General features: G+C 46.8%; 24 protein-coding genes. 7 read left to right on the forward strand and 17 right to left on the reverse strand.

Annotation, left to right across the window (positions count from 1 at the left end; genetic code table 11):
• Nucleotides 1-4 precede the first annotated feature (4 nt).
• From AC1VYS_RS22630 to AC1VYS_RS22655, 6 genes are all read right to left on the reverse strand, one after another.
• Nucleotides 5-790 carry an STM4013/SEN3800 family hydrolase gene (locus AC1VYS_RS22630; RefSeq protein WP_482911559.1) on the reverse strand — a complete coding sequence of 262 codons (786 nt, stop codon included), beginning with the start codon at nucleotides 788-790 and terminating at the stop codon, nucleotides 5-7.
• Nucleotides 783-2,066 (reverse strand): STM4014 family protein, encoded by a 1,284-nt coding sequence (locus AC1VYS_RS22635; RefSeq protein ID WP_482911560.1) that lies wholly within the window; start codon nucleotides 2,064-2,066, stop codon nucleotides 783-785. The genes AC1VYS_RS22630 and AC1VYS_RS22635 overlap by 8 nt, the downstream gene beginning before the upstream one ends.
• Nucleotides 2,067-2,069: 3 nt before the next feature.
• The gene (locus tag AC1VYS_RS22640) at nucleotides 2,070-2,912 is read right to left on the reverse strand and encodes an STM4015 family protein (RefSeq protein ID WP_482911561.1); all 843 of its coding nucleotides are present in this window, start codon (nucleotides 2,910-2,912) and stop codon (nucleotides 2,070-2,072) included.
• Between the two features lie 388 nt (nucleotides 2,913-3,300).
• Nucleotides 3,301-3,924: an XTP/dITP diphosphatase gene (locus tag AC1VYS_RS22645; RefSeq protein ID WP_482911562.1), complete on the reverse strand. Its 624-nt coding sequence runs from the start codon at nucleotides 3,922-3,924 to the stop codon at nucleotides 3,301-3,303.
• A 1-nt stretch (nucleotide 3,925) separates the two neighbouring features.
• Complete coding sequence (gene rph, locus AC1VYS_RS22650; protein WP_110898930.1) at nucleotides 3,926-4,681, reverse strand: ribonuclease PH; 756 nt, start codon at nucleotides 4,679-4,681, stop codon at nucleotides 3,926-3,928.
• Between the two features lie 117 nt (nucleotides 4,682-4,798).
• Nucleotides 4,799-5,854, reverse strand: coding sequence for a GerMN domain-containing protein (locus AC1VYS_RS22655; RefSeq protein WP_482911563.1), 1,056 nt, complete (start codon nucleotides 5,852-5,854; stop codon nucleotides 4,799-4,801).
• 394 nt (nucleotides 5,855-6,248) lie between these two features.
• Between AC1VYS_RS22655 and AC1VYS_RS22660 the strand changes: the two genes are divergently transcribed.
• Nucleotides 6,249-6,815: a phosphatidylglycerophosphatase A family protein gene (locus AC1VYS_RS22660; protein WP_090919184.1), complete on the forward strand. Its 567-nt coding sequence runs from the start codon at nucleotides 6,249-6,251 to the stop codon at nucleotides 6,813-6,815.
• Between the two features lie 228 nt (nucleotides 6,816-7,043).
• On the opposite strand, the gene AC1VYS_RS22665 is transcribed toward AC1VYS_RS22660, so the two are convergent.
• The 5 genes from AC1VYS_RS22665 to AC1VYS_RS22685 all read right to left on the reverse strand — a co-directional run bounded on the left by AC1VYS_RS22665 (nucleotide 7,044) and on the right by AC1VYS_RS22685 (nucleotide 11,160).
• Nucleotides 7,044-7,697, reverse strand: a complete 654-nt coding sequence (locus AC1VYS_RS22665) for a ferric reductase-like transmembrane domain-containing protein (protein WP_482911564.1) — start codon at nucleotides 7,695-7,697, stop codon at nucleotides 7,044-7,046.
• A gap of 37 nt (nucleotides 7,698-7,734) precedes the next feature.
• The gene (locus tag AC1VYS_RS22670; RefSeq protein ID WP_482911565.1) at nucleotides 7,735-8,781 is read right to left on the reverse strand and encodes an FAD:protein FMN transferase; all 1,047 of its coding nucleotides are present in this window, start codon (nucleotides 8,779-8,781) and stop codon (nucleotides 7,735-7,737) included.
• Nucleotides 8,778-9,122, reverse strand: a complete 345-nt coding sequence (locus AC1VYS_RS22675) for a hypothetical protein (protein ID WP_482911566.1) — start codon at nucleotides 9,120-9,122, stop codon at nucleotides 8,778-8,780. Before AC1VYS_RS22675 ends, AC1VYS_RS22670 begins: the two co-directional genes overlap by 4 nt.
• A gap of 238 nt (nucleotides 9,123-9,360) precedes the next feature.
• Entirely contained in the window at nucleotides 9,361-10,353 is a 993-nt protein-coding gene (locus AC1VYS_RS22680) for an MBL fold metallo-hydrolase (protein ID WP_482911567.1), read from the reverse strand.
• A gap of 63 nt (nucleotides 10,354-10,416) precedes the next feature.
• Nucleotides 10,417-11,160: a class I SAM-dependent methyltransferase gene (locus tag AC1VYS_RS22685; RefSeq protein ID WP_482915096.1), complete on the reverse strand. Its 744-nt coding sequence runs from the start codon at nucleotides 11,158-11,160 to the stop codon at nucleotides 10,417-10,419.
• A gap of 290 nt (nucleotides 11,161-11,450) precedes the next feature.
• Here AC1VYS_RS22685 and AC1VYS_RS22690 point away from each other — a divergent pair, with 290 nt between their 5' ends.
• From AC1VYS_RS22690 to AC1VYS_RS22705, 4 genes are all read left to right on the forward strand, one after another.
• Nucleotides 11,451-12,326 carry a DUF72 domain-containing protein gene (locus tag AC1VYS_RS22690; protein ID WP_482911568.1) on the forward strand — a complete coding sequence of 292 codons (876 nt, stop codon included), beginning with the start codon at nucleotides 11,451-11,453 and terminating at the stop codon, nucleotides 12,324-12,326.
• A 120-nt stretch (nucleotides 12,327-12,446) separates the two neighbouring features.
• Entirely contained in the window at nucleotides 12,447-13,802 is a 1,356-nt protein-coding gene (locus tag AC1VYS_RS22695; RefSeq protein WP_482911569.1) for a dipeptidase, read from the forward strand.
• A gap of 559 nt (nucleotides 13,803-14,361) precedes the next feature.
• A complete protein-coding gene (locus tag AC1VYS_RS22700) occupies nucleotides 14,362-14,952 on the forward strand; it encodes a TetR-like C-terminal domain-containing protein (protein ID WP_482911570.1) in 591 nt (196 codons plus the stop codon).
• Between the two features lie 384 nt (nucleotides 14,953-15,336).
• On the forward strand, nucleotides 15,337-16,917 hold the full coding sequence (locus AC1VYS_RS22705; RefSeq protein ID WP_482911571.1) for an oleate hydratase: 1,581 nt from the start codon (nucleotides 15,337-15,339) through the stop codon (nucleotides 16,915-16,917).
• 893 nt (nucleotides 16,918-17,810) lie between these two features.
• Here AC1VYS_RS22705 and AC1VYS_RS22710 read toward each other — a convergent pair.
• From AC1VYS_RS22710 to AC1VYS_RS22725, 4 genes are all read right to left on the reverse strand, one after another.
• Nucleotides 17,811-18,182, reverse strand: a complete 372-nt coding sequence (locus AC1VYS_RS22710; protein WP_482911573.1) for a hypothetical protein — start codon at nucleotides 18,180-18,182, stop codon at nucleotides 17,811-17,813.
• Between the two features lie 76 nt (nucleotides 18,183-18,258).
• Nucleotides 18,259-19,473 carry an N-acetylglucosamine-6-phosphate deacetylase gene (gene nagA, locus AC1VYS_RS22715; protein WP_482911574.1) on the reverse strand — a complete coding sequence of 405 codons (1,215 nt, stop codon included), beginning with the start codon at nucleotides 19,471-19,473 and terminating at the stop codon, nucleotides 18,259-18,261.
• Nucleotides 19,470-20,198 (reverse strand): glucosamine-6-phosphate deaminase, encoded by a 729-nt coding sequence (gene nagB / locus AC1VYS_RS22720; RefSeq protein ID WP_482911575.1) that lies wholly within the window; start codon nucleotides 20,196-20,198, stop codon nucleotides 19,470-19,472. Before nagB ends, nagA begins: the two co-directional genes overlap by 4 nt.
• Nucleotides 20,199-20,201: 3 nt before the next feature.
• Nucleotides 20,202-21,065, reverse strand: coding sequence for a MurR/RpiR family transcriptional regulator (locus AC1VYS_RS22725; RefSeq protein WP_482911576.1), 864 nt, complete (start codon nucleotides 21,063-21,065; stop codon nucleotides 20,202-20,204).
• Between the two features lie 361 nt (nucleotides 21,066-21,426).
• Between AC1VYS_RS22725 and AC1VYS_RS22730 the strand changes: the two genes are divergently transcribed.
• Nucleotides 21,427-21,795, forward strand: coding sequence for a hypothetical protein (locus AC1VYS_RS22730; protein ID WP_482911577.1), 369 nt, complete (start codon nucleotides 21,427-21,429; stop codon nucleotides 21,793-21,795).
• The gene (locus tag AC1VYS_RS22735) at nucleotides 21,792-22,028 is read left to right on the forward strand and encodes a hypothetical protein (protein WP_482911578.1); all 237 of its coding nucleotides are present in this window, start codon (nucleotides 21,792-21,794) and stop codon (nucleotides 22,026-22,028) included. The genes AC1VYS_RS22730 and AC1VYS_RS22735 overlap by 4 nt, the downstream gene beginning before the upstream one ends.
• A gap of 110 nt (nucleotides 22,029-22,138) precedes the next feature.
• On the opposite strand, the gene AC1VYS_RS22740 is transcribed toward AC1VYS_RS22735, so the two are convergent.
• Both AC1VYS_RS22740 and AC1VYS_RS22745 read right to left on the reverse strand, forming a co-directional pair.
• Nucleotides 22,139-22,366 (reverse strand): helix-turn-helix domain-containing protein, encoded by a 228-nt coding sequence (locus AC1VYS_RS22740; protein WP_090919235.1) that lies wholly within the window; start codon nucleotides 22,364-22,366, stop codon nucleotides 22,139-22,141.
• Nucleotides 22,367-22,873: 507 nt separating this feature from the next.
• Complete coding sequence (locus AC1VYS_RS22745; RefSeq protein WP_482911579.1) at nucleotides 22,874-23,890, reverse strand: YhcN/YlaJ family sporulation lipoprotein; 1,017 nt, start codon at nucleotides 23,888-23,890, stop codon at nucleotides 22,874-22,876.
• Between the last annotated feature and the right edge of the window lie 68 nt (nucleotides 23,891-23,958).

Genomic DNA, 23,958 nt, shown 5'->3' on the forward strand with positions numbered 1-23,958 from the left:
CTCCTTATAAAATAAATTCACGGTACGGCACTGTCCAAACCACATCGTGTGCCAGACGGTGACCGTGATATCCATCTTCACCGTAGGCGGTACCATGGTCAGAAAAAGCAAGGCAAAACGCTGGCCGTTCTCGCTCTCTCATCGCTTCAAACAACGGCCCTAATGCCTTGTCGACATATCGCAGTGCAGCACGCTGTGTCTCAACCGAGTCTTCCCGGGCGCCTTCCACAAAATAGCGATTAGGGCCGTGAATGGCTGAAACGTTTATGAAGAGAAACAGCTTTTCATCTAAAGCAGTCTGTTGAAGCACCTTTAACGCATGGTTTACTTGATTTTCTGTGGATCGTGGGTTAGTGACTCCAAAATTCATCCGCCAATAACTTTGCTGAAAATAACCAGGCAGCACTTTGGCGAGGGGATTCTTTTTCGTAAAAAAAATGACACCGCCGATACAAATTGTCCGGTATCCCTCAGCAGCAAATCCCGACACGATATCCGGTGTATCAAATAACCAGGTATGAGGATGGGTTTGAAGTCCGGTATTTCGAGAATGGAACAATCTAACGTGAGACGCCTTGTCCGTGTTCGCAGGTGTAGGCATAAAACCGCCAAAAAAGGCATGATGCGCAGCATATGTGAAGCTGCCGGGGGTATGCCGTTTTTCCCACGAACCCGAGCCGCACAGATTAGGGCAATGTTGCTCCTCCAGCTTGGCAACGTCATATCGCAGCGTATCCAGTGTAATCATTACAATATCATGGGAGCCTACAATGGTGTTCATATCAGGCATGTCTAACAGGCTCCTTTCGCAAAAGCTTCATTTCCCACTCATAAGGGCTCATTCCTTGATGTTTGACTCGATATAACAAGTCTCCAAACGGATTCACATCCAGCACGTACGCACGAGGATTCATGCTGCTAGTCAGCATCACATCAATGCCTGCCGACCATGAATTCGGGAACGCTCTCATCGTATCCAGAGCCGCCTCCTGAATCATGTCCAGATGAGATTCGTTGAGACCCGCTTCTGCCGGTAACATCCGCTCATTCCGCAGATGAAGATTTGTGATTGGTGTATGGCTAAGACGCATGACCGCATGACCAGCCTGTCCTGCCATCACAAGTTGACGAATGTCATAAACCCGTTGATCCAACATGGCTTTGGGCATCCATCGCTCCACTTGTGCACCTTCAGCACAGATCCAGTCCAACAACGTACGAATTTCCTCATGGCGAGTATATTTCTGGAGTTTACCTTCGTTATAAAAAATCGTTCGGCCCTGGAGGGTCTCCATACCCACAGTTGTTACCGCCATTTCCGCACCCGTTCTTGGATTCACCTGATAAGCAACAACTCCAGAAGCACCCGAGCCATAGGCCAGTTTGACAAAAACACGATGCATCCTCGAAGCGTCCATTGCTGCACGCAAAAGTTCCCAGCACTCTATAGGCTCCGAGGAAGGTAGTAAAGGCGGCACTGAATTTCCATGTTGCCTAAGATGCAACTGGCATGCTCTTTTATCAAACATCACGCCAATCTCGGCAGGATCATTCCAGTATTGCACATCAGGCCACACTTCTCGGGCTTCCCGTACAATTCGAGCAAGGCAAGCTTTCCAGCCCGAGAACCATTGAGCAGGCGCATAAATTCTACCCCATTGCTGTTCTAATGTGAGCGCTTCTTCGGCGGAGAAAGACTCGCGTTCTACCTTTTGCAAGGAGGAGGGCAGATCAGTTGTAACGCGGTTTTTCGATCCCTTACAGATCGGTTCATAATTATTCAGTACTTTATCGCCCAAACCGCCATAATCCGCTGCTCCGAGATGTAACAGTCCGCGTTCAACCTCCCAATCTTCCCCTGGGGCATCCAGTCGAATTAGCGGCGCCGCAAAGTCTGACTGCACGAGTTCAGCCAGACTGCCCCCCTGTCTCCAACTACGTAGCAGGTTCTCATAAGACAACACGGTCGCAGGTTTCATGCCCATTTGTTTTCTGGCTTCTTGCAGCCCTACCGTACGTCGATTATCCGGGTTACCAATTAATAACAAAGGCTTTTGATCCAACATTGGTTACTCTGTCAGCATCGGGAAACGCCAGTCCTCTTCATCACTTTCCTGCTGATCACTAACATCCACGGACATGCCTGACTCGTTCCAGCGTTTCATGACTTCATCCGTCATGTAGTGATAGCTCAGGTTCAAATGTTTTAACTGTTTAATTTTATCGCTGGCAAGCAGCGCCTCTGCGCCTTCATCGGATAATGTGCCTTCGGAGAGATCAAGCTCTTGAATCTGATCCAAAATCGATGCGTTTGCAACAGCCTCTGCAATCTCATCCTGAATTTCGCTGTTCTTCAAACCGAGGTACTCCAGTTTAGGGAAACGTCCTTTTTCAAGCAAAGGTAACACATCGTCCAATGAACCGTCGAATCCGTAATCTTCAACCCCCAGATAGAGTTCAAGCTTGCGCAATTCAGGCAGCCCTGCCGCAGTGATGGCGGACAGGACCTTCTTGGGCAGACCGCCGCAAATAATGATTAATTCCTCCAGTTTGCCGTGCTGGAGAGGTTCCAGTTCAAGTCCGCTGCTGCCTTTAATCACAAACGAGGTCAAATTCGGAAAAGCTTGCAAAATCGGCGCAAGATTCGTCTGAACAATCCAAGAAACTTCGCATTCTTCAGACTCCATGTCTCCGATAAATAATTGTTTCAAAGCGGGGAAACTTGGTGCAAGTTCAATCAACGTATCCTTGAATTCCTGCGGTGAATTTTCATAAGCTTGTCCCCAATCTCCAATGATCAGGCTGTCCAGCGTTGCTGCTTCCGGTTTCGCTGCCAAATCTCGAAGAAGCGTCTCCATCCGAACACCGTCTTCATAGTCATCGTAAGTTACAACCAGCTTCACTTCTTGCATGCCTAATCCCTCCCGTTTAAGGTTCAATCATCATTCACTAATTTGAATGTTAACCCATACCCGGCCTGACTTGCAACTTCTTCCAACCCCAGTCCCAACGCTCTTCCCAATCATGCAAACATCTCATTTTCAGCATAGCAAAAAGAACACACGTTCCCGTGTTGATCATCCCAAATTGGTCCCAATATTTAGGTATATTGATGTATCAGTTACGTTTAACATATAGGCATATAAAAAAGACGTTAATGGGAAGACAACATATTCCGCAGGAATGATCGTTGTGTTCTCCATTAACGCCTTATGACTTAAAGCTGATTCTTCTGCTCCCTCCACGTGATAAGGGCCATCGGATCAGCACTAGAGGGAAGCTTACAGCTTACCTCAACCTTTATGCTTTCAGACGAGAAACAAGTGCTCGCAGCGCTTGACCTCGATGACTGATGGCTTGTTTTTGCTCCAAGGAAAGTTCAGCCATCGTTTTCTCGTAGTCCGGGACATAGAAGAGTGGATCATATCCGAAGCCACCTTCACCCGCCGCATCTGCTGTAATCCAGCCTTCTGCCGTACCCTCGGCTTCATACTTATCTCCGCTTGCCGGATCGTACAACACCAGTGCACAGACAAACTGTGCCGGGCTTAGCAACGGCTGCTGCGAATCCTCTCCGGACTTCAATGCAGCGAGAGCATCCAGAAGCTTGGCGTTGTTCTGTGCATCCGTAGCACCTTCACCTGCATATCTTGCCGAATAGACACCGGGCTCTCCGTTCAGCAGTTCAACACAAAGTCCCGAATCGTCTGCCAGAACGGGCAGCCCAAGCGCATCGCCAACTGCTTTTGCTTTTTTCCATGCATTTTCAGCAAAGGTAACGCCGTCTTCCACGACATCCGGCAGCTCCGGGTAGTCAAACATGCTTTTAACCTCTTTACCCAGGGAAGCGAAGGCATGTGCGAATTCCCGCACTTTCCCTGCATTGCGGGTAGCAACAATAATAACCGGGCTGTCCAGGCTCATCTTATGCCTCACCTAATCCGCGTGAGCCAATTTTGAGCGCAATCGGTCCAAGCACTTCTTTTTGACGCTCAATCATTTCCAAGATTCCCTGTTCACCAAGTTCCAGCATCGCGTTTAATTCACGGCGATCAAATGGTGCTTCCTCACCTGTTCCCTGAAGCTCGACATATTTACCGCTGCCGGTCATCACCAGGTTCATGTCCACCTTAGCCTTGGAATCTTCGTCATAGTTCAAATCGAGCACTGGTTGTTCTCCAACAACCCCTACGCTCACGGAAGCGAGGAAGTCTGTAATCGGAAACACTTGCAGTTTGTGTTGCTGTGCTATTTTGTTCACCGCAAGTGCCAATGCAACAAATGAACCGGTAATGGACGTTGTACGCGTGCCTCCATCCGCCTGAATAACATCACAGTCCAGCGTAATGGTACGCTCGCCGAGTGCCTGCAGGTTCACAACCGAACGAAGAGCCCGGCCGATCAGACGCTGGATTTCCATCGTACGTCCCGTCAGTTTACCCCGATTCGCTTCACGCTGGTTCCTAGTGTGCGTGGCACGCGGAAGCATCGAATATTCTGCTGTAACCCAGCCTTTACCTTGTCCTTTCATAAAAGGCGGAACACGTTCCTCCACCGTTGCGGTACAGATTACCTTTGTATCACCAACTTCAATCAATACAGAGCCCTCGGCGTATTTATTCGTGTTAATTGTTAAATTCATCGGGCGCAGCTGTTCGCTAGTTCGTCCGTTAGATCTCATATTTTCTGCCTCCTACGACTTAAGCATCCTGTAATGTTGAACTTCTTATCTCTTACAGCCATCCTTTATATTTTACCAAAGAGTTCAGTTAAAAGCACCCTCAGGCCCTTCTTATTGTTAAATCGGAATTTCGTTGATATACTCCGGCTTTGATACAGGCGTACTGTAATCCCGGTTATCATCACCTTTGACCGTTTTGTGCCCGTTCCATTCAATCTGCACTTTGGCATCCTTGCTGACTGTGTTCTCCGCGGTTGTCAGGACAACGGACTGCAAAAGTTCACTAGGTACAACATCCCCTTCAGTAAACATGTCGTCCTTAAGCGCAACCGTTACCGTTCCATCCTCAGATACTTTAACAGACTGGAGTTCGGTTCCACCTGTCATGACTTCTTCCAGTTCTCCGCCTTTGGCTGGTCCCTTGATCAACTCATTTAATGCTGCCTGAACCCGGTCTCCACCCGGAGTTACGAGACGTGTAACAGGAACATAATACTGTACACCAGCAGGAGAAGCGGCTGAAAAATAAACCGTCACCGGACTGCTGTTCGTTGTAAAGGACTCGCCCAGATCCAGATTAATGCCTACTGCACGATTCAGCGGCTCTGGTAGCGGTGTACTGTTCACAGGCATTTGGCTTAGCTTTTTGCCATCCACCCAGATCTGTACATTGTTTACATCTGGCGTACCCGTCAGTGTCCACGTCACCGCTTCCAGCATTTTACGCTCATCTTTGGCATCATATTTGGCAAAGTTACCCGAGAACTCGACAACTGCCAGCTTGTCGTCTGCATGAATCGTTACATTTTGCACGACCGTACCTTGTGGCAGTACACCTTTGAAACCTTCTGGTAACATGCCGGCATAAGCTCCGCCCGTAATTAATGTATCTAATGCAGTCTTCGGACTACTCACATCCGTTCCAGATGGAAGTGTTAAAGAGACTGGAGCGAGCAGCCCCTGCTGGTCTTGCAAATAGACGGTCGTCAGCGGGAGTGTTGCTAGCGTTCCGTTCCCTTCGGCAGCCTGAATCATAGCAGCTTCCTGAATGCGCGGCGGCGGATCAATAGCTTCTGAAGATTGGGCACCAAACATACCACAGCCAGTCAAAACTACAGGAATACTTAGCAAAGCCGCTGCTGATGCCTTACGTAAAGATGGGATTTTTCTCATGATCACGTTCCCCCTCATCATTTTTACAGTTTGTACTACCATGTATACGAGCCTTTGATCAAAAAATAACTACTTTTTGCACAAGCCCTTACTCGAGCTGACGATCTTTATGTGAAACAAACATAAAAGCAACGCGATACGGTTAATAACGTATGTAAGTAAGATCTATACAATCATCGATATATAAGTTGAATGATTTTTTTACACATTAACGGAGAGGACAGAAAAAACCTGAAGAAGCGAAGCGTTCGCCTTTATCCGCAGATTTTCACCTTGGATAAAAGGTAATCGAAAAATCTGCGGATAACAGCGATCGGAAGGTTCTTCTGTCATCGAAGTGTACGTGTAAACCCCTTCAGTTCAGCTTTTATAGACACCAGAGGAGGAACCGCCCATGGAACATCCGGAGCAGGAAAAAATCCCTTACAGTCTGAATAGCCGTAAAGTCGCCGAAGCGACAAGGGAATGGTTGCACAAACGGGGCGTCACGATCCCTGAGATCGCAGAACTGGTTATGCTGCTTCAGAAGAAGTACTATCCTGGACTGACGATGGAAGAATGCATTGAAAATGTAGAGATGGTTTTGAAAAAACGCGAAGTGCAAAATGCGGTGTTAACCGGCATCCAGCTTGATCTTCTGGCCGAACAGGGACAATTGATCTCTCCCCTGCAAGAGATGATTGAGAACGATGAAGGATTATATGGCGTAGATGAAATTCTGGCCTTCTCCATTGTGAACGTATATGGCAGTATCGGATTTACCAATTACGGTTATGTGGACAAGCTAAAACCCGGGGTATTGGAACGTCTCAATGACAAAAGCCTTGGGCCTGTGCATACGTTCTTCGACGATATTGTCGGGGCCATCGCATCAGCCGCCAGTAGTCGTATTGCTCACCGTAAACAGTCCGAGATGGAAGAGGCGCTGGGAGAAAAACCGGTTAGTGACGATAAAATTTAGTTCCTTATTAGCGTACCAGTAACTGATGATGAATTGGCACGGAATGGATTCGTTTTCGAGTGAATACATATCTGCCTAATATACGTTGATCATAATCAAACGTCTCAGAAAAAAAGCGGCCTCCATGGCCGCTTTTCTATATTAAAATTAAAATAATATATAGTTGTAAATGATGAAAAATCATACTCAAACAAGAGAATCTCTACTTAACACGGTATACTAACACGCCTATTTGAGTTGCTCTTGTCCGAGCGGTACAGCTAATCCATAGGCTTCTGCCCACTTTCGATCCCGGATGGATTCTGATTCGATTCGTTTGGGTCCAATCGTAATCTCCGGTCCTTTGCGCTCCCGTAACAGCCCACGCAATACCGTTATGCCTATAATACTTATGCCCGTAAATACATACATAAGGCGCATGATGACATAATTCGAATCACTGCCGGTAATCATGCCATGAACCAATAAACTGGCGAACACCGGATAAGATAACATATGGAACATAAACCACCATCTGCGTCCCAGCTTGTTTCGTAGATCACTGGACAACAACACAATTACCAAGCCGTAGAAAGCTAACGTGCCCAGCCCCGTACCAATTGGGTGCACCGATGCTGTAAAAGGAATCAACAATTCACTCCAGGTAAACGGGCTATAGTGATCAACAACCAATGTGAGCGCATGTATTATGCCAAGTCCAAAGGCTAGCCAGGTTGTTCTTGTGTGCCACGTTAACATAACAGCTTTTGGTTTCCCCTTTGCCATAGGCATCCCTTGAGCAATACCTAGAAATACCCCGATAAAAAGCAGCAAATATGCCGCAATTCCACTTATTCGAATAATGTTCCACGTTGGCAGGTAATCTACAATCCACTGTGCCATAACCGGCTCCCCCAAATCTACTGGATTTGTCCCGTTCCTATTCGATCAAGCTGAACCGATGATCCGGGTCGAATCCAGGCCAGCGCTCAGCAAGCGTTGCAGTATTGCCTCTAAAATATACATTTCCGTCCCTAGTGATCCAAAGAGCATCATGTCGGTCATAATGCCGATTAAGCCAATTCACTGCCTCCGCACTTCCCAAGATACATACGGTCTTGGCTATAATTTCGCACTGCGAAGCATGCTGACCAACCACTGTGCATTGCAAAATGTCTGTATGTGAGGGTTCCATCGTCCGGGGATCAATAAGATGATGTGCTGTAAGACCATGCTCATCCTGCCACTGTCTGCGTGTAATGCCTGAAGTCGCGACAGCCCCTCGCTGCAGCCTTACCGCCCCATTCATACCTTGCTCCTGTGAGAATGGACTTTTTATCTCAAGTGTCCAATGTTGATGATCTTTCGTTCCCCATACCTGGACATCACCGCCTGCATTAATCATGCCCGCAGTAATCTTCAACGTCTTCTGCAACCAGTCTGCAATGCGTTCTACAGCCCAGCCCTTCACGATTCCACCGAGATCAAGTTCGGCTCCCGGATCGAGATGAACCATCCGGCTACCTTCCCGTTGTATCCAGTTCGGACGACTGTAATCATAATCATATTCGCTCATACTAAAAGATTCCGTTTCTCTTGTACGAAACAGACGCGCCAGCAAAGGCAGCTGGAATCCTCTCTGCTGCATCTTCTCAAAGCTTATATCGTATCCCGCAGATCGCAAGGCCTGCGAGATGCCTGGCTGGAAAATGCCCTCCGTCTGTCCAATATATCCGTAAGCCAGGCTGAGCACCTCATCCATCGCAGCCGACACAGGTACCCATCCTTCACTCTTATTCAGACGATTCAGTTCACTGTCAGCCACAAAACGGCTGAAGCGCTGCTCCTGTGTTTCAAACCAGTTCTTCACGAGACAGGCTGCATGTTCCGCTTGTTCTCTATCTGCCAACAGCTGTACCTCCACCTCCGTGTTCATCGCGTAGAAACAAAATCGGAGCGGACTTACAGCTTGCTCTGTGCGGCTCATGATACACCTATGTGTGACTGATAATGGCCACGATTGATATCCGAGCCTGAGCGAAACAATTTTGTCTGATCCTGATTCTGATTCTGATTCTGATCAACCGAGTCTCCATCTGCATCCCAGCTATACTGATCTTTACGATCTGGAGACCATTCATCCATCACATCGTCGCGTGAATCAACCTGTGTTGAAGCCGTCACACCAGTGTCTGTTCCATTTGCAGCCGCATAAGCCGCATCAAATGCATCCGAGGTTCTTACATATTGAAAGAGTGCAGCCACCGTCAACGTTGCTGCAGCCGAAGCTTGCCATTTTCTCCATTGGTTCCTGTTACGTCTTGCCATCGCTTATCCCTGCTTTCTATAGCAAAGTTCATAGTTGTATGATAGGCAAGCAGGCTTAAAGGAAGCTGAATAAACAGTTAAGCGTGCCTAAAGCTTTTTAATATGATCTCACAAAAAAAAGCCCCGAACAGGTACTTCCTGCTCGGGGACAACGATCAACAATAAAATTGGTATTGAAATATAGATATATTATTAAAATTGCAAAAAGATGTTTATGCGGATTATGACGCCTAGCTACTTAAACGATTGAAAAATAAATGATGCCGTCCTGCTGCTGTTCCTGCTTCGCTAAGCCACGCCGGATTAATTCCTGCAAGTGAGCCAGTGTTTCGCTCATGGCGAAGCGCAACTGGTGTGTGCCGAGCCGATCACCAAACAGATGCAGGCAGATATCGTACGCGTGAGCTGGGGTTTTCTGCAAATGCTCGGTCAGTTTTGCCAGACGTTCTTCATGATGAGCAAGCAAGTCGGTTGTGCGTTCCGTAAAACGAGTAAACGGATTTCGATGGCCTGGATATGCACGCTCCACCTCAAACATATTCAACCGCCGTAATCCTTCCATGTATGATAGCAACGGTTCTGGGTCACTGCCCGGCTGCAAACTAATATTGGGTGAAATCTGGGGTAAAACCGCATCTCCGCACAAAATCTCTTTGAATTCGGGAGCATAGAACGACAGATGGCCTGGAGCATGTCCCCCCGTTTCCACAGCGGTCCAAGCTTTTCCACCCATATGGATAGTATCACCATCCGCAATGATGGTTGCCTTCGGAAGTGGTGTAATCTGCGAGATAAACGTTCTCATGTGTTCCTTGATTTCAATCGTTTTTTGTTGCGGCATACCATGAAGCAGGTAATACGCTGGCAGCCTCTCTTCAATACTCGCCCCGTTTCCCCACATGAAATCTGTTTCCTGGCGGGAGCGTGCTGACATTAACACCGGTGCACCCGACATCTGCTGCATCCATCCGGATAATCCCAGATGATCGGGATGATGATGAGTTAACACAATTTGATGAACATCCTCAAAGGTCAAATCTCGCTCTGCCAGCGCTTCTTGCCACTCCTGCTCCGTCCCTGCTGATCTTGGTCCCGGATCAATAATGCTTACCTTTCCATTCAGTTCGGTCAAAATATAACTGTTCACCCAACGAAGCGGAAAAGACATCGTGATTTGGATACGGTGCATCCCTTTTGGCATCGATAACTCTTCGGTTCTTGTACGTTTCATGGTCTCTCCCCTCTCTCATTCACAAGTGAACTAAAGATATTTAAACTGAGCATGCTTTTGCTTTTAGTCCGCAGGACGATGTCCCACAAAAATCATGCGCGGCGAAGTCTGCTCATCATACTTCTCTTCATCGTAACCCCCGTGAACCTGATCAACCTGAAGCTCCGCAGCCTCCAGCATTTCACTGAGTTGCTCACGCGAGTAGAGCTTGACACTTTCCTTATAAATTCGCGGTTCCGTTCCGGCTGCGATGTCCTTGATTCGAATTTCCTTTTGCACAAATCCGTCTTGTATCCTGCGAAACTCTTCAATCCGCTGCCCTTCATCTTCACGAACGGAGTGTGCCACCAGATGTTTCTTCACATGAGCTGTGTTGATAAAATCAATAATGAAGCTGCCTCCCGGTCTCAATACATCATGCATTGCATGCAGCACCTTCAATTGCTCGACATCTTCAGGAAAGTACCCAAATGAAGTGAACAGGTTAACTACGGCGTCAAAACGAGCGTTAGGCGGAAGCCTGCGCATATCGGCATGATACCACCTGACCCGATGATCGGTATCGAGTTCCCTGGCTTCGTTCAGAAGCACATCCGACAAGTCTACTCCTGTCACCTGAAAACCAGCGTCCGCAAGCGCAAGAGAGTGCCTGCCCATGCCACAGCATAGATCAAGCACCTCTGCATGAGGATGGAGCCTTAGCCAGTTAATCATTTTATGTACTTCCTCATAAGCACCATGCACATCCCGGTGTTTGTATACGAGCAGATAATCTTCGCCAAAACTCTTTTCGTACCATGCCGTCATGGTCATCTTCGCCCTCCGTATCATCATTCGCACAGCTAGCACTATACTTTGGACTAGATATTACTAAGACTTACACTCCAATGACAAACAGCCTGAGCAGTCGCTGTTATCCAATGAATATAGACTGGTTATGCTCTATGTATCATTCCAAATTATTGTAACGTTTTATGCCTCAAACTCAAAATAATCCTCTGCTGTCACTCATTGAACGCTTTTATAACGCACGATATAATGTTAGACATATCATGCTCCTGCGAATCGGTTAAATACATACAACAGGAGGTGTTCTTATGATTCGTATTGGACTTACGGGATGGGGCGATCAGGAAGACCTCTATCCAAACCGTACCCAAGCGAAAGACAAGCTTCGTCTGTACGGACAATATTTCTCCACGGTGGAGGTAGATAGTTCCTTCTACGCCGTGCAGCCTCGCGACCGGATGGCCCGCTGGGCTGCGGAAACGCCTGAATCATTCTCATTTATCGTGAAAGCTTATCAAGGAATGACGGGACATCTACGCGGCAAGCCGTACTTTACCAGCACATCCGAGATGTACAAAGCTTTTCGTGAATCGCTTGAACCTGTGATTGAAGCAGGCAAAATGCAGGCTGCCTTGTTTCAATATCCGCCTTGGTTTGAGTGTAATCGGGACAACGTCAATGAACTGCGGGAAGTGAAGCTCCGTATGGAGGGTATTCCATGCGCGATTGAATTTCGTCACCAAAGCTGGTATGCAGACAACATGCGTCAGCGCACGCTTCATTTTCTGAAAGAGCAAGGATGGATTCATAGTGTCTGTGACGAACCACAGGCTGGGACAGGCTCTATTCCTATTGTGCCCGTCGCAACCGACTCCCAGATGACACTCGTCCGTATGCATGGACGCAACGGATCCGGCTGGCAGCAAAACGGCGCATCAAACTGGCGTGAGACACGTTATCTGTATCGATACAACGAGCAGGAATTGATAGAGTGGAGAGGTTATCTGGAACAATTGCAGGAGCAGAGTGAAGATGTGTTTGTTATTTTCAACAATAACTCTGCCGGAGATGCAGCAACCAACGCCCAGATGATGATGGAACTGCTAGGTCAGCCTATCAAACCATTCCCCGACCGCACCGAGCCTGAGAAGGAAGAAGGACCCGAGCAGCTGGAGTTATTTTAGAATAAATACTAAGCTTGATCATGCTGCCCTGTGGGGGATCATTTTTTTAACCAATGTTTTATTAACAGGGCAAAATGGATTACAATAGATTGAAAGCAGATTTGAAGGAGGCCTTTTTCAATGAAAGAACAAGTATATTTTGAGCAGAATCGGGATAAACATCTGGCAGAATTGAACGAATGGTTATCCATTCCAAGTATTTCCGCCATTTCTGAGCATAAAGAAGATATTCAACGTGCGGCACAATGGGCAGCGGATGCACTTACACGTGCGGGTATGGAAAATGTCGAGATTATCCAAACAGCGGGTCATCCGATTGTTTATGCAGACCATCTGCATGCTCCGGGTAAACCGACAGCCCTGATCTATGGACACTATGACGTGCAGCCCGTTGATCCGCTTCATCTGTGGGAAACCCCTCCTTTCGAACCAACGATTCGTGATGGGAAGCTGTACGCCCGCGGCGCAACGGATGATAAAGGACAAATTTTTATACATATCAAAGCCGTGGAAGCTCTGATTGCGGAAAATAAAGAACTGCCAGTCAACGTAAAATTCTGCATCGAAGGCGAAGAGGAAATCTCCAGCCCGAACCTGCCGATTTATTTGAATGATAACACCGACAAATTGCGTGCAGACATGGTGCTGATCTCGGATACGTCCCTTTTGGAAAAAGGAAAACCAGCCATCTCCACGGGCCTGCGCGGCCTGTGCTCAATGCATGTGGATCTGTTCACCGCCAATACCGACCTGCACTCCGGTTCCTTCGGCGGCGGTGTACCCAACGCGCTTCATGCCCTCGTTTCCTTGCTGGCATCTTTGCATGATGAGCAAGGTCGCGTGAGCGTAGATGGATTCTATGACGGCGTTCTGCCATTGTCCCCCGAGATGAGAGAAGAATTCGTGAAGCAAGGCTTCAATGAAGAACAGCTTCGTCAAGATCTTGGACTGGAGCAATTGTATGGTGAGGAAGGGTACTCCTTTGTAGAACGTGTTGGGGCGCGCCCAACACTCGAATTGAATGGTGTATGGGGCGGTTTCCAGGGCGAAGGCAGCAAAACGGTCATTCCAAAGGAAGCTCACGCTAAAATCACTTGCCGTCTTGTTGCAGATCAAGATCCGCAGCATGTACTGGATCGCATCGAGGCTCACCTGCGTTCACATGTTCAACCAGGAGCAACATTACAGATCAAACAGATCGAGAAGGCTTTTGCGTTCAATACCGATCCGACTGATCCTATCCTGCAAAAAGCCGCAGACGCTTACGAAAAAGTATATGGCGTACGTGCTCTATTCACCAAGGATGGAGGCTCCATTCCAATCGTTGAGAAGCTTTCCCGCGTCCTTGGCGTTCCTGCCGTAATGATGGGCTTTGGTCTGCCAGACGAAAATCTGCATGCACCAAACGAACATTTTAACCTGGAGAACTTTGATAAAGGGTTGCTGACGGTCGTGGAATTTATGAAAAGCTTATAATCGTTAAAAAACACGCTTACACGGAGGTCACTTCGCAGGGAGAATAAGCTTTCGATCGCTGTTATTCCCAGATTTCTTTGATCCCTTTTCTAAAGGGAGAAATCCGGTAATAAAGGCGAGCGCTTCGCTTCTACAGCTTTTTTCTCCCCACTCCGTTTAACGTGTAAATTTTTATTTAACCCCTGTAGAGGATAATCTATAAGAGAGCGCTTCGCTTCTTCAGAATCGATTTCGCCCCCTCCACTACGTTATGCGCGTTCCTATAAGTCGTTTTACAAACGTAATCTAGCTTTTACGGGGATGAGTAGAATAACACAGGGCCCGCTTGTGCAGAAGTTCCGGTGGCGAATCGTTCTTTCCTTCGCTGTTATTTCCGCTTCAATAATGTAATAACGTAAAAACGATGGCCTACACGGTCATCGTTTTTTTATTTTTCTGTGTTTGCAGTGATCATTGCAATACCATATTTAGGTAAAATGTGGTAGCCTTCTTATGTACGTTTTCAGTAGTAAACTCATGTCGTATGATGACTACAATCTGAATGATGAGGTGAACGGTAATGTCTGCTTCCCACTTGACCAAAACCGCGCTGGCTCATTCGCTGAAATGCCTGATGGAACACATGCCGCTCAATAAAATTACGGTAAAACATCTGGTGCAGGACTGCGGTGTAAACCGGCAAACCTTTTATTATCATTTTCAGGATATATACGCCCTGCTCGGGTGGATTTACGAAACGGAAGCGGTAGAAAGTATCCATGAATACCGCAGTTATGATACGTGGACAGAAGGATTCTACAAAATTTTCTGTTACATCGAGAACAATAAAGCTTTTTGCTGCAATACACTTGAATCCCTTGGCCGTTCTCATCTGGATGGTTATCTCTATCAAGTGACGCATGATCTGATTATGGGTGTCATTGATGAACTGGCTTGCGGAATCAAGGTTCGTGGCGAGGATAAAGAGTTTGTTGTTAATTTCTATACACTGGCTTTCACAGGCATGATTATTCAGTGGATGAGAAATGACATGAAAGAACCGCCAAAACAGATTATCGATCGACTAAGTGAACTTATTGAGGGCAATGTGCTAAGAGCACTACATAAGTATGAGCATAAGTATCAGCACGGATTGAAGAACAAAAAATGAATAAGAGTGCAGATAACGGAACAAAAATTGGAATAACAAAATAGAGGTACGATTAATGCAGTGGCAACACATAAATTAGAAAAGGCATATAAGGCAGATTACAAGCGGCCATCCCGTTAAGGATGTGCAGCTTTTTTTCTATCATCGTGTTCATCTTCGGGCGAACTACCCTATACCAGGAATTCAGAGATTCTGCCCTATTCATATGAATACGGTATACACAATTAGCATCAAGTCATCGCTAGATCTCCCGACTAAAACTAGACATTTTTCCAAAAGTGACTAAAAAACAGACAGCTGTCTTCTTTTGATCATACCTTCTTTTCCGGTGCAGGTTTACATTGGAAATGTGAAGAATACACCATCTTTTGGAGGCGATTGATCGTGAAAAAAGAACATGGCTCTAAACAGGTTTATTTTGTAGGCGGCGGTATTGCATCTCTCGCAGGAGCGGCTTATTTGGTCAGAGACTGTGATTTCCCCGGCGGAAATATTCACATCATCGAGGAAATGCCGATTCTCGGGGGGAGTAATGACGGTGCAGGTAATCCGGAACAAGGTTACGTCATTCGCGGTGGACGGATGCTCAATGATGAGGCATATGAAAACCTGTGGGAGTTGCTGGAGACCATCCCTTCTATTGAACATCCGGGTATATCGGTCAGAGAAGAGATTACGGCTTTTGATAACGCTAACCCCACACATTCCAATGCACGGTTAATTAACCGCGATGGTCAGGTGGAAGACGTATTATCCATGGGTTTTGATATGGCCGACCGGCTGGCGATGGGCAAACTCATCATTACGCCTGAAGAGACGCTGGGTAAATTGCGGATCAACGACTGGTTTGCACCCCACTTTTTCCAAACGAACTTCTGGTACATGTGGGCAACGACGTTTGCCTTTCAGCCTTGGCACAGTGCGGTGGAGTTCAAACGATATATGCTTCGCTTTTTTCACGAGTTTCCACGAATTCAAACGCTCGAAGGGGTTACACGTACACCCTACAACCAATATGACTCCATCATTCTGCCGCTGCACCGATATTTGGAGCCGTACGGCGTAGATTTCACGCTGAAATGCACTGTTACGGATTTGGACTTCAAAGAAGACGACGGAATTACAGTCACAGGTATGCATGTACGGCGGAACGGTGCCCAGGAAGTGATCGACATTCATGAGGGTGATCTGGTTATTGTTACGAACGGATCGATGACCGAAGGTGCAGATCTGGGTTCGATGACTTCCGCTCCTAAACTGAATGGCAAGGGCAGCTCTTGGAAGCTGTGGGAGAACATTGCGGCGAAAAAACCGATGCTGGGCACCCCTTCTTCGTTCGATGATCATATCGATGAGTCCAAATGGGAATCATTCACCGTCACTTTCCAGGATTCCGTTTTCTTTGATCTGATGGAAAAATTCACACGTAACCGTGCAGGTACAGGAGCACTTGTGACATTCAAAGACTCGAGCTGGTTTATGTCCGTTGTTTTGGCTTTTCAGCCCCATTTCCGCAATCAGCCTGAGCACGTCAAAGTCTTCTGGGGTTATGGATTGTATCCTGATAATGTAGGGGACTATGTGAAAAAAAGAATGTGTGATTGCACCGGGGAAGAGATTATGCAAGAATTGATTGGCCATCTTCATTTCCAGGAGCATCAAGAGGAGATCATGGCAACGGCCAACTGTATTCCTTGCATGATGCCGTATATCACTGCGCAATTTATGCCAAGGCTGAACAGTGACCGCCCTCAAGTCGTGCCGGAAGGTTCAACGAATCTGGCATTTATCAGTCAATTTTGCGAGATTCCAGATGATGTGGTGTTTACGGAGGAATATTCAGTACGCGCCGCACGGATTGCTGTGTATACGTTGCTTGGCATCAATCGTCCGGTTGAGCCGATCCATCAATATCAATACGACGTGCGAACGCTGTTCAGCAGTTTCGTGACTTCGTTTAGATAGTAATTAATACTGAAACTTAGATGTGATTTGAATTGATTCATTTCTATGACTGTTACTATAAAAAATCAAATGAAAACATCAAAAGAGCCCCGTCAGATCTAAAATGTACCCTTGGTAACGGACATTTTGATTCTTTGACAGGACTCTTTTTTTGAAATGTATCTTTTGTAAAGCTGTAAAGTATGTAGGAACAGACCCCATAAATAAAAGTGCCATGCTGGGCGGTACACCACCTTCACGAAAGGAGCAAACAAAAAAACAAAGAGCACACTAAAAACATAGAGCAAACCAAAAACATAGAGCAAACTAAAAAACATAGACAAAAACTAGCTAATTGATGCTCTAACGATCACCAGAGAGCTTATTTCACACTTTTAGAGTCTTTCAGAAATCTAACGATCACCAGAGACCTTATTTGCGATGGAACGCCTCTTTTACACCCTAAAACTGCTCATTTACATGAAATAGCGTGTGTGGTGATCGTTAGAATCGAAAACACTGCAAAATAGGGCAAATAAGCTCCCTCAGGATCGTTAGAGCTTCAAGCATCATTGTCACAGTCTGGCTCGCTACTCGTCACTTGCCGTAACGGTTTATAGTGTGAACTATTCGCATTGCGTTCTGCGTTCAACTCACAGCACGTAGTGCCCTGCTTCATGATGAGGGTGGACAACTCCCAGCACGTAGTGCCCTGCTTCATGATGAGGGTGGGCACTCACAGCACGCAGTGCCCTGCTTCATAACGAGGTGGTCAGCCACGACTAAGCATAATTCGATACTTCTTCAATATATTTGGGTTATTACTGGGTTCCCCACTCTACTATTCGTCAGGATAAAGTTACAGGCCTGCCTGCATCCATCCATCCTTGACCAACTCCGTCTTTATTCTAACTTTACGGGCGAAACGTAGTAAACTTCAGCATGTGCACCTGCTTAGAGAAATGAGCGATCTCCTGATCTACCCCTCTCGTATCGGTTCCCGCCATTGCCTGATTAGCTCGTAGCGTTCTGCGCGTATTTAACATACCTTCGATGAGTTTCATGACCGTATTACGTCCACGATGATCCACAATCATGTACTTTTTACGCTCATCCAGTTCAATCCATACGATGTTATTAAAGGTTGTGAACAGATGTTTACAGTACTGCTCCATATCCGTCTCATTGTAATGCTCGCCATAAAAAGCATAGTATCCGTGAATGTGCAGCTTCTCCGCCAGCACGGGGATAAACGGATCATGTTCCAGCATGGCGTTTCGTTCCATGGTTCATGCCTCCGTTAATGATCCGCAGATCTCATTTTTGAGATCTATTTTAACATATTGTTCAACGTATTTCCTCTCAACTGCCGATCCTTCTGCCTTGCACCCACACCGTATCAATTTCCAAATCCTCATTCAGCAAAACGATATCTGCCTGTTTCCCCTTCGTCAGGGAACCCGTTCGGTGGTCGATCCCTAGCAAACGTGCGGGCGTCAAGCTGGCTGCTCTAGAAGCAGCGATTAGACTCAGCCCTACTTCCTGCACAAGATAACGGAACCCACGAACCATAGTCAACGTGCTTCCTGCCAGAGCGCTGCCTTCTTTCAAACGAGCTTCGCCGTTCTTTACAATAACGGGCAGATCACCGATCTTGTATTCGCCATCTTCCAGCCCTGCCGCTGACATCGCATCGGTAATCAGCACAAGCTGGTCATTGCCTTGCTTCAATTGAGCAAGGATTGAAATCGCGGCGGGATGCACATGAATGCCATCGGCAATGACTTCGGCGCTAATACGCGGATCACTTAGCACGGCTCCTGCTGTTCCCGGCTCACGGTGGTGTAGCGGTGTCATCGCGTTAAACGTATGCACGGCATGATGCAATCCGGCCTCCACTGCGCGCTGTACGTCATCGTAAGTTGCATCGGTATGACCCAGCGCAGCCGTGATCCGTTGTTCCCGCAGCCAGGAGATGACCTCCAATGCCCCTTCACGTTCTGGTGCCAGCGTCACCTGGCGAATGAGGCCAGGATATTGCTTTTCCCATCCTTGCAGCCAGCTAACGTCAGGAAGCACGATATGATCGGGATTTTGCGCGCCAGGCCACTTTGGACTAAAAAAGGGACCCTCCAAATGCACACCTTCCAGCTGAGCATATGGCATTTTCCCCGAACGGTAGCGATCTACTTCAGCCAAAACATGATCCAGACGTTCCTTCGGAGCGGTCATGGACGTCGCCAGCATCGCCGTTGTGCCCTGGGAACTATGAAATGAAGTGATCTTGTCCAACACGTCAGGGCTGGCATCCATGAAATCTTCCCCGTTACCACCATGCACATGGATATCGATAAATCCAGCTACAATAAGCCCTGCCCCTTTTACAGGAAGTGATCCAGCTTCCCGACGAATCTGTTCAGGTAAACCTTCTGGTATGCCGGCATATACGATTTTCCCAGCGCGCCAGGCGATCAGACCGTCTTCCAACAGTTCATCGGCAAGCAACAGTCTGCCGCGAAGCAAGGTTATGTTTTTCTCCCCTTCAGCCTCACTGACTTTAGGATTGGTTTCGGTCATCTAACCAGCCTCCCTGCCGCTCGATCCAGCAATACAACGACGTTCGGATGACATTGCAGCAAAGATGCAGGACAGGATGTGGTAATCGGACCCATGAACGCTTCGCGAATAATCTCCGCTTTTTCTTCTCCACGGGCAATGAGCAGGATCTGTTTCGCTTTTAAAATCGAACCCACACCCATCGTAATCGCTTGCGCTGGAACTTCCTCGATGCTATCAAAAAAGCGGGCGTTCGCCTTTCTGGTCTCTTCCTTCAGACCTACCACATGGGTGCGCCCCGTCAATTCCGTTCCAGGTTCATTAAAACCGATATGACCATTATGTCCGATCCCGAGCAGTTGCAGATCCACAGGCCCACGATCCTCCAAACGTAGCTCGTAATTCGCACATTCCTCCTCCAAATCTACTGCCTCGCCATTGGGCACATTTGTGCGGGATAGATCGATGTCGATATGATTAAACAGCTGCTCATTCATAAAACTGCGGTAGCTTTCACGATGCTCTGTAGGTAAACCTACATATTCATCCAAGTTAAAAGAAGAGGCCTGCGCAAAACTCACCAAACCTTTTTGATACATCGTAATTAACTGCTTGTAAATGCCCACAGGTGAACTTCCCGTTGCAAGTCCAAGTACGGCACGAGGTTTCGTTTGCAGCAAGCTGGCGATCAAGCCTGCACCCGTCGCGTTCAAATCTTCTTCATTTTCAAAAATACGAATATTCATCTGTCAAGCACCTCCGGTGTGATGGAAACGATAGGACTGCACATTGTGATACGACTGCTCAAGTTTAGGTATAAATTGATCAAAATCTGCACTGACCATGCCTGTAAACAAAATATCAATCACATGCAGCAGCGCAATGCGTGAAGCCATATCGCCGCGTCGCATCCCTTCTTCGAGAGAAGATGTGAAAAGCGGGATATCCGATACGGCAGCGAGTGAGTTACTGCCATATGACGTCAGCGAGATCGTGGAAGCTCCAGCCTGTTTGGCACAAGTCAGCGCATCGATCGTCTCCGGTGTTTCACCTGAATACGATACGGCCAGCGCCACATCTCCTTGCCCAAGCGAGGAAGCGGATGTAATCTGCATATGGGAATCGGAAAAGGCAGTACAGCTTTTACCGATCCGTACCAGCTTCTGATAAAAATCCTGTGTAACAATGGACGAAGTCGCCACACCGTACAGGTCAATACGCCGGGCCTGACATAATAGCTGCACGACTTGTTCTAACCTGCCCAAATCCAGTAACCGTGTTGTATCCGCAATAGATGCGAGATGATTCCCTTCAATAGCCTCGACGATTTTGGATAAAGGGTTGCCCGCAACAATATCCTGATAGGCTGTTTCATTCGGTGCGTGCGACAGTTCGGCGGCAAGTTTCATTTTGAGATCGGGAAAACCTTTGAAGTGAAATGATTTGCAAAAACGAGTTACCGTCGCCGCGCTTGTCCCGCTCTGTTCAGCCAATTTGTTAATCGTCATGCCCGGAACATCCGACGGCGATTGTAGAATCACCTCGGCGATCCGCCTTTCCTGAGACGGCAGATGGTTTAATTCTTGCTGCAATGCATGTAAGATGGCTGCCATAAGCACCTCTTTTATATTTAATATGAAAATTTTTTTTATTATTTTTATAAATATAAAGAAAATAGTTTTTACACCTTTATTTTAATCAAGGCGCTCTGGCAAATCAAGAGGATTTTCGCTGGAGTTGATATAAGTCCATTATGTTAATCAATCAGGCTTAGTCACACCTTCAGTCCATTTGAAGTTTTTTCACAGTCTGCTAAAGTTAATCGTATGTAATTGTTATTCATTCGTCTGTACTTGCGCTCTTGCTCTTAGCTCTTACTCTTACTTTTACTCTTACCTTTTCCTTAGTAATAGGAACAGAACAGGTGATGCGTCTATACGGGATGATTCGGTGATCAAAAAAGGAGTACTGCTTATGAACCGCAGACAGCGTAATAAAATCGTTCCAAACATTTGGATCATTGCCACTAAGCGTAGTGACACCGTCAACAATTATATTGCCCTCTATGCGATGGATTGGAAACGTGGAGCCAGGTTGAGCTGGGAAGGTTGGGAACGTTACGTAGACTTTTTGCAATTTCACGTGCCGATCAAACGAAAAGTGGACAGACGCACCATCTCATCACAGCCTGCCGCTAAAATTGCCAAAAAGGCGTTGTACTTAGACTTAAATGATGCAGAGTTTGAGGAATTGGAGCAGTTATTTTATCAGCCATTTTCGAGAAAAAGATGGAGAGCATTTATGAAGGAACATAAGCGTAAAGAGGAGGTTCAATTGAAGTGACCAAAAGGTGGATTTGGATTGTTGCTTCCATTGTAATTGTTGTTGTGTTGACGATACCCGCGTATATGGATTATAACGACAGGCAGAATGAGTATTATGTTTTTATGGAGAACAGTTCCGAACATATGACGCAAACGTTAGAGAAAAACGATATTCCGTATCTGATTGATAAACGTGGGCAACTGCTGATTAAAAGAAAATACGACGAAAAAGTTGTCGTGTGTTGCAGCTAAAATGAGAGCCCTACCGCTCCAAAATACAAACATAAAAGCCTTTCCCCATACTTCATACTGAAGGATAGAGAAAGGCTTTTGTGTTGCCTCATTTTAACTGTAATTCGCAGCTAAATCTTCAGTTCTCCGAGCTTAATAAGCTCTACAACTGCCTGCGAACGACCCTTAACATTGAGTTTCTGCATCACATTGGAGATATGGTTACGCACCGTTTTCTCGCTGATGAATAACTGCCCTGCGATGTCACGCGTTGTTTTGTCCTGAACCAATAATTCGAATACTTCGCGTTCACGGTGGGTTAACAAAAATTTGCTTTTATGATGATCGATACCCTTCAATGTTCACCCCTCCTTGCTCGGGTTGTGTTGGTGTAACAAGGTTAAGGGGATACAGTCAACTCATCTTATGTCAGTTCAAGGGCGTTGGTTCAGTTTTATAAGAAAAATGGGCAGTTGAATGGTTATTTCGGGTGTGCCAGCACATAACATTCCATTTAAACAATCACTGCTTGCTCCATTTTCATTGTGAAAGAATAACGGCACAACAACGACATACAGTCACTTTCCGAAGGAGATATTTGGCGTTCCCTTTGATGTTGCTTTTATCCCTGTCAAAAATGTCGCTAACGAGATTGTAGCAGTATTAAGCGAATTTATGGAAACGATTAAGCACTTGAACGGAACGACCAAAGAGTTAAAGCAATTCTTACAACAATTAATTAGTATTCATGAATCTTAGATAGATATTTAGTGTTTTTTGACCAAGTAATGTACTTATGTAGAAACAAATATGCCCTTGCAGTGGATAAGCACCTCCGCAAAGGCACAATTGTTCATTTCACCGTCCTACCGATTCATACGGTTCATCATGCCGCCATCATTATGGTTACGATTCATTAAACCATCATGATTGCGGTTCATCACACCATCGCCTAAAATTCCGTCCCGGTGATTGGTATCGCCCGCATTCGTTGGGAAGATGCGTTCCACCATCGACTGGAACGTATCGATCATGCCGCTGACTGGCTTACCGTTGCGCAGATCGGCTGCATAGTTCTCCACCTGGCCTACGAAATCGGGGTTAGCCGACACATATACGTTCTCCACGTTTGGTGCAAACTGCTTGATTTTGGCGGAGATTTTACCTTTGATCTCCTCAGGTGTGTTGTCATCCGAACTATCCATCATACGTGGACGCTCACTTCTTGTGCCATACTGACTTTCGTCCATCGGACGCGCCTTGCCACTATCCGTCAAACCGCGCATCATACCGATTGTGCCCGTGCCCATCGTGCCATAGATTCCGCGGTCATTGCCCATATGGCTGCGGTCTGTTGCTGTACCCGTATTAAGCCCCGGAGCGATTCCGCTTGTAGTGTACGGTGAATTCGTGCCCGATCCGCCATGAACGCGCATCCCACCCATATCCTCATTCATCAACCCGCCACGCATCGTATCGCTGGCATGGTTACGCATCGTGCCATTCAGACGACCACTCGGTTGACCTGTTGATTTGCTACCCAGCTTGCCTGCATGTCCATGAGCCAGACGCACAGCAACATAAGCGTTACGATCCGTCAACATGACGTGAGCGGACTCGACTTCCTTCATCTCATTAATACGCTTCGCCAGCTCATCGCTGGATCTCAGGTCGGTGACATTGTGCATCCGGTAACTTTTCGCACGAATACCATCCATACCGTTGGTTTCAACGCCGTAACGATTGATACCATGTGCTTGTTCACGAACACTTTGTGTATGCATGTTATTATCGCGATTCCCACAACCCGTCAAGCCGGCCATTACAAAAATTGCAGTAGACAATGATAACGTAATCGCTGTTGCCTTTTTGACTGTTGGCATGTAATGTTCATCCTCCAATGTGGTTGGTTTGGTTCACATAGATAGGATGCGCGTCTGCTGTGATCGAT

Source organism: Paenibacillus sp. G34 (genome assembly GCF_056856875.1).

Excerpts from the sequence above, each read along its gene's own strand:
- AC1VYS_RS22665 (WP_482911564.1), bottom strand. The coding sequence starts at position 7,697 with ATGGCACAGTGGATTGTAGATTACCTGCCAACGTGGAACATTATTCGA.
- AC1VYS_RS22655 (WP_482911563.1), bottom strand. The coding sequence starts at position 5,854 with ATGAGAAAAATCCCATCTTTACGTAAGGCATCAGCAGCGGCTTTGCTA.
- rph (WP_110898930.1), bottom strand. The coding sequence starts at position 4,681 with ATGAGATCTAACGGACGAACTAGCGAACAGCTGCGCCCGATGAATTTA.
- nagA (WP_482911574.1), bottom strand. The coding sequence starts at position 19,473 with ATGACCGAAACCAATCCTAAAGTCAGTGAGGCTGAAGGGGAGAAAAAC.
- AC1VYS_RS22710 (WP_482911573.1), bottom strand. The coding sequence starts at position 18,182 with ATGGAACGAAACGCCATGCTGGAACATGATCCGTTTATCCCCGTGCTG.
- AC1VYS_RS22695 (WP_482911569.1), top strand. The coding sequence starts at position 12,447 with ATGAAAGAACAAGTATATTTTGAGCAGAATCGGGATAAACATCTGGCA.
- AC1VYS_RS22725 (WP_482911576.1), bottom strand. The coding sequence starts at position 21,065 with ATGGCAGCCATCTTACATGCATTGCAGCAAGAATTAAACCATCTGCCG.
- AC1VYS_RS22630 (WP_482911559.1), bottom strand. The coding sequence starts at position 790 with ATGCCTGATATGAACACCATTGTAGGCTCCCATGATATTGTAATGATT.
- AC1VYS_RS22675 (WP_482911566.1), bottom strand. The coding sequence starts at position 9,122 with ATGGCAAGACGTAACAGGAACCAATGGAGAAAATGGCAAGCTTCGGCT.
- AC1VYS_RS22635 (WP_482911560.1), bottom strand. The coding sequence starts at position 2,066 with ATGTTGGATCAAAAGCCTTTGTTATTAATTGGTAACCCGGATAATCGA.
- nagB (WP_482911575.1), bottom strand. The coding sequence starts at position 20,198 with ATGAATATTCGTATTTTTGAAAATGAAGAAGATTTGAACGCGACGGGT.
- AC1VYS_RS22685 (WP_482915096.1), bottom strand. The coding sequence starts at position 11,160 with ATGACGGCATGGTACGAAAAGAGTTTTGGCGAAGATTATCTGCTCGTA.
- AC1VYS_RS22690 (WP_482911568.1), top strand. The coding sequence starts at position 11,451 with ATGATTCGTATTGGACTTACGGGATGGGGCGATCAGGAAGACCTCTAT.
- AC1VYS_RS22660 (WP_090919184.1), top strand. The coding sequence starts at position 6,249 with ATGGAACATCCGGAGCAGGAAAAAATCCCTTACAGTCTGAATAGCCGT.
- AC1VYS_RS22745 (WP_482911579.1), bottom strand. The coding sequence starts at position 23,890 with ATGCCAACAGTCAAAAAGGCAACAGCGATTACGTTATCATTGTCTACT.
- AC1VYS_RS22730 (WP_482911577.1), top strand. The coding sequence starts at position 21,427 with ATGAACCGCAGACAGCGTAATAAAATCGTTCCAAACATTTGGATCATT.
- AC1VYS_RS22700 (WP_482911570.1), top strand. The coding sequence starts at position 14,362 with ATGTCTGCTTCCCACTTGACCAAAACCGCGCTGGCTCATTCGCTGAAA.
- AC1VYS_RS22645 (WP_482911562.1), bottom strand. The coding sequence starts at position 3,924 with ATGAGCCTGGACAGCCCGGTTATTATTGTTGCTACCCGCAATGCAGGG.
- AC1VYS_RS22640 (WP_482911561.1), bottom strand. The coding sequence starts at position 2,912 with ATGCAAGAAGTGAAGCTGGTTGTAACTTACGATGACTATGAAGACGGT.
- AC1VYS_RS22680 (WP_482911567.1), bottom strand. The coding sequence starts at position 10,353 with ATGAAACGTACAAGAACCGAAGAGTTATCGATGCCAAAAGGGATGCAC.
- AC1VYS_RS22670 (WP_482911565.1), bottom strand. The coding sequence starts at position 8,781 with ATGAGCCGCACAGAGCAAGCTGTAAGTCCGCTCCGATTTTGTTTCTAC.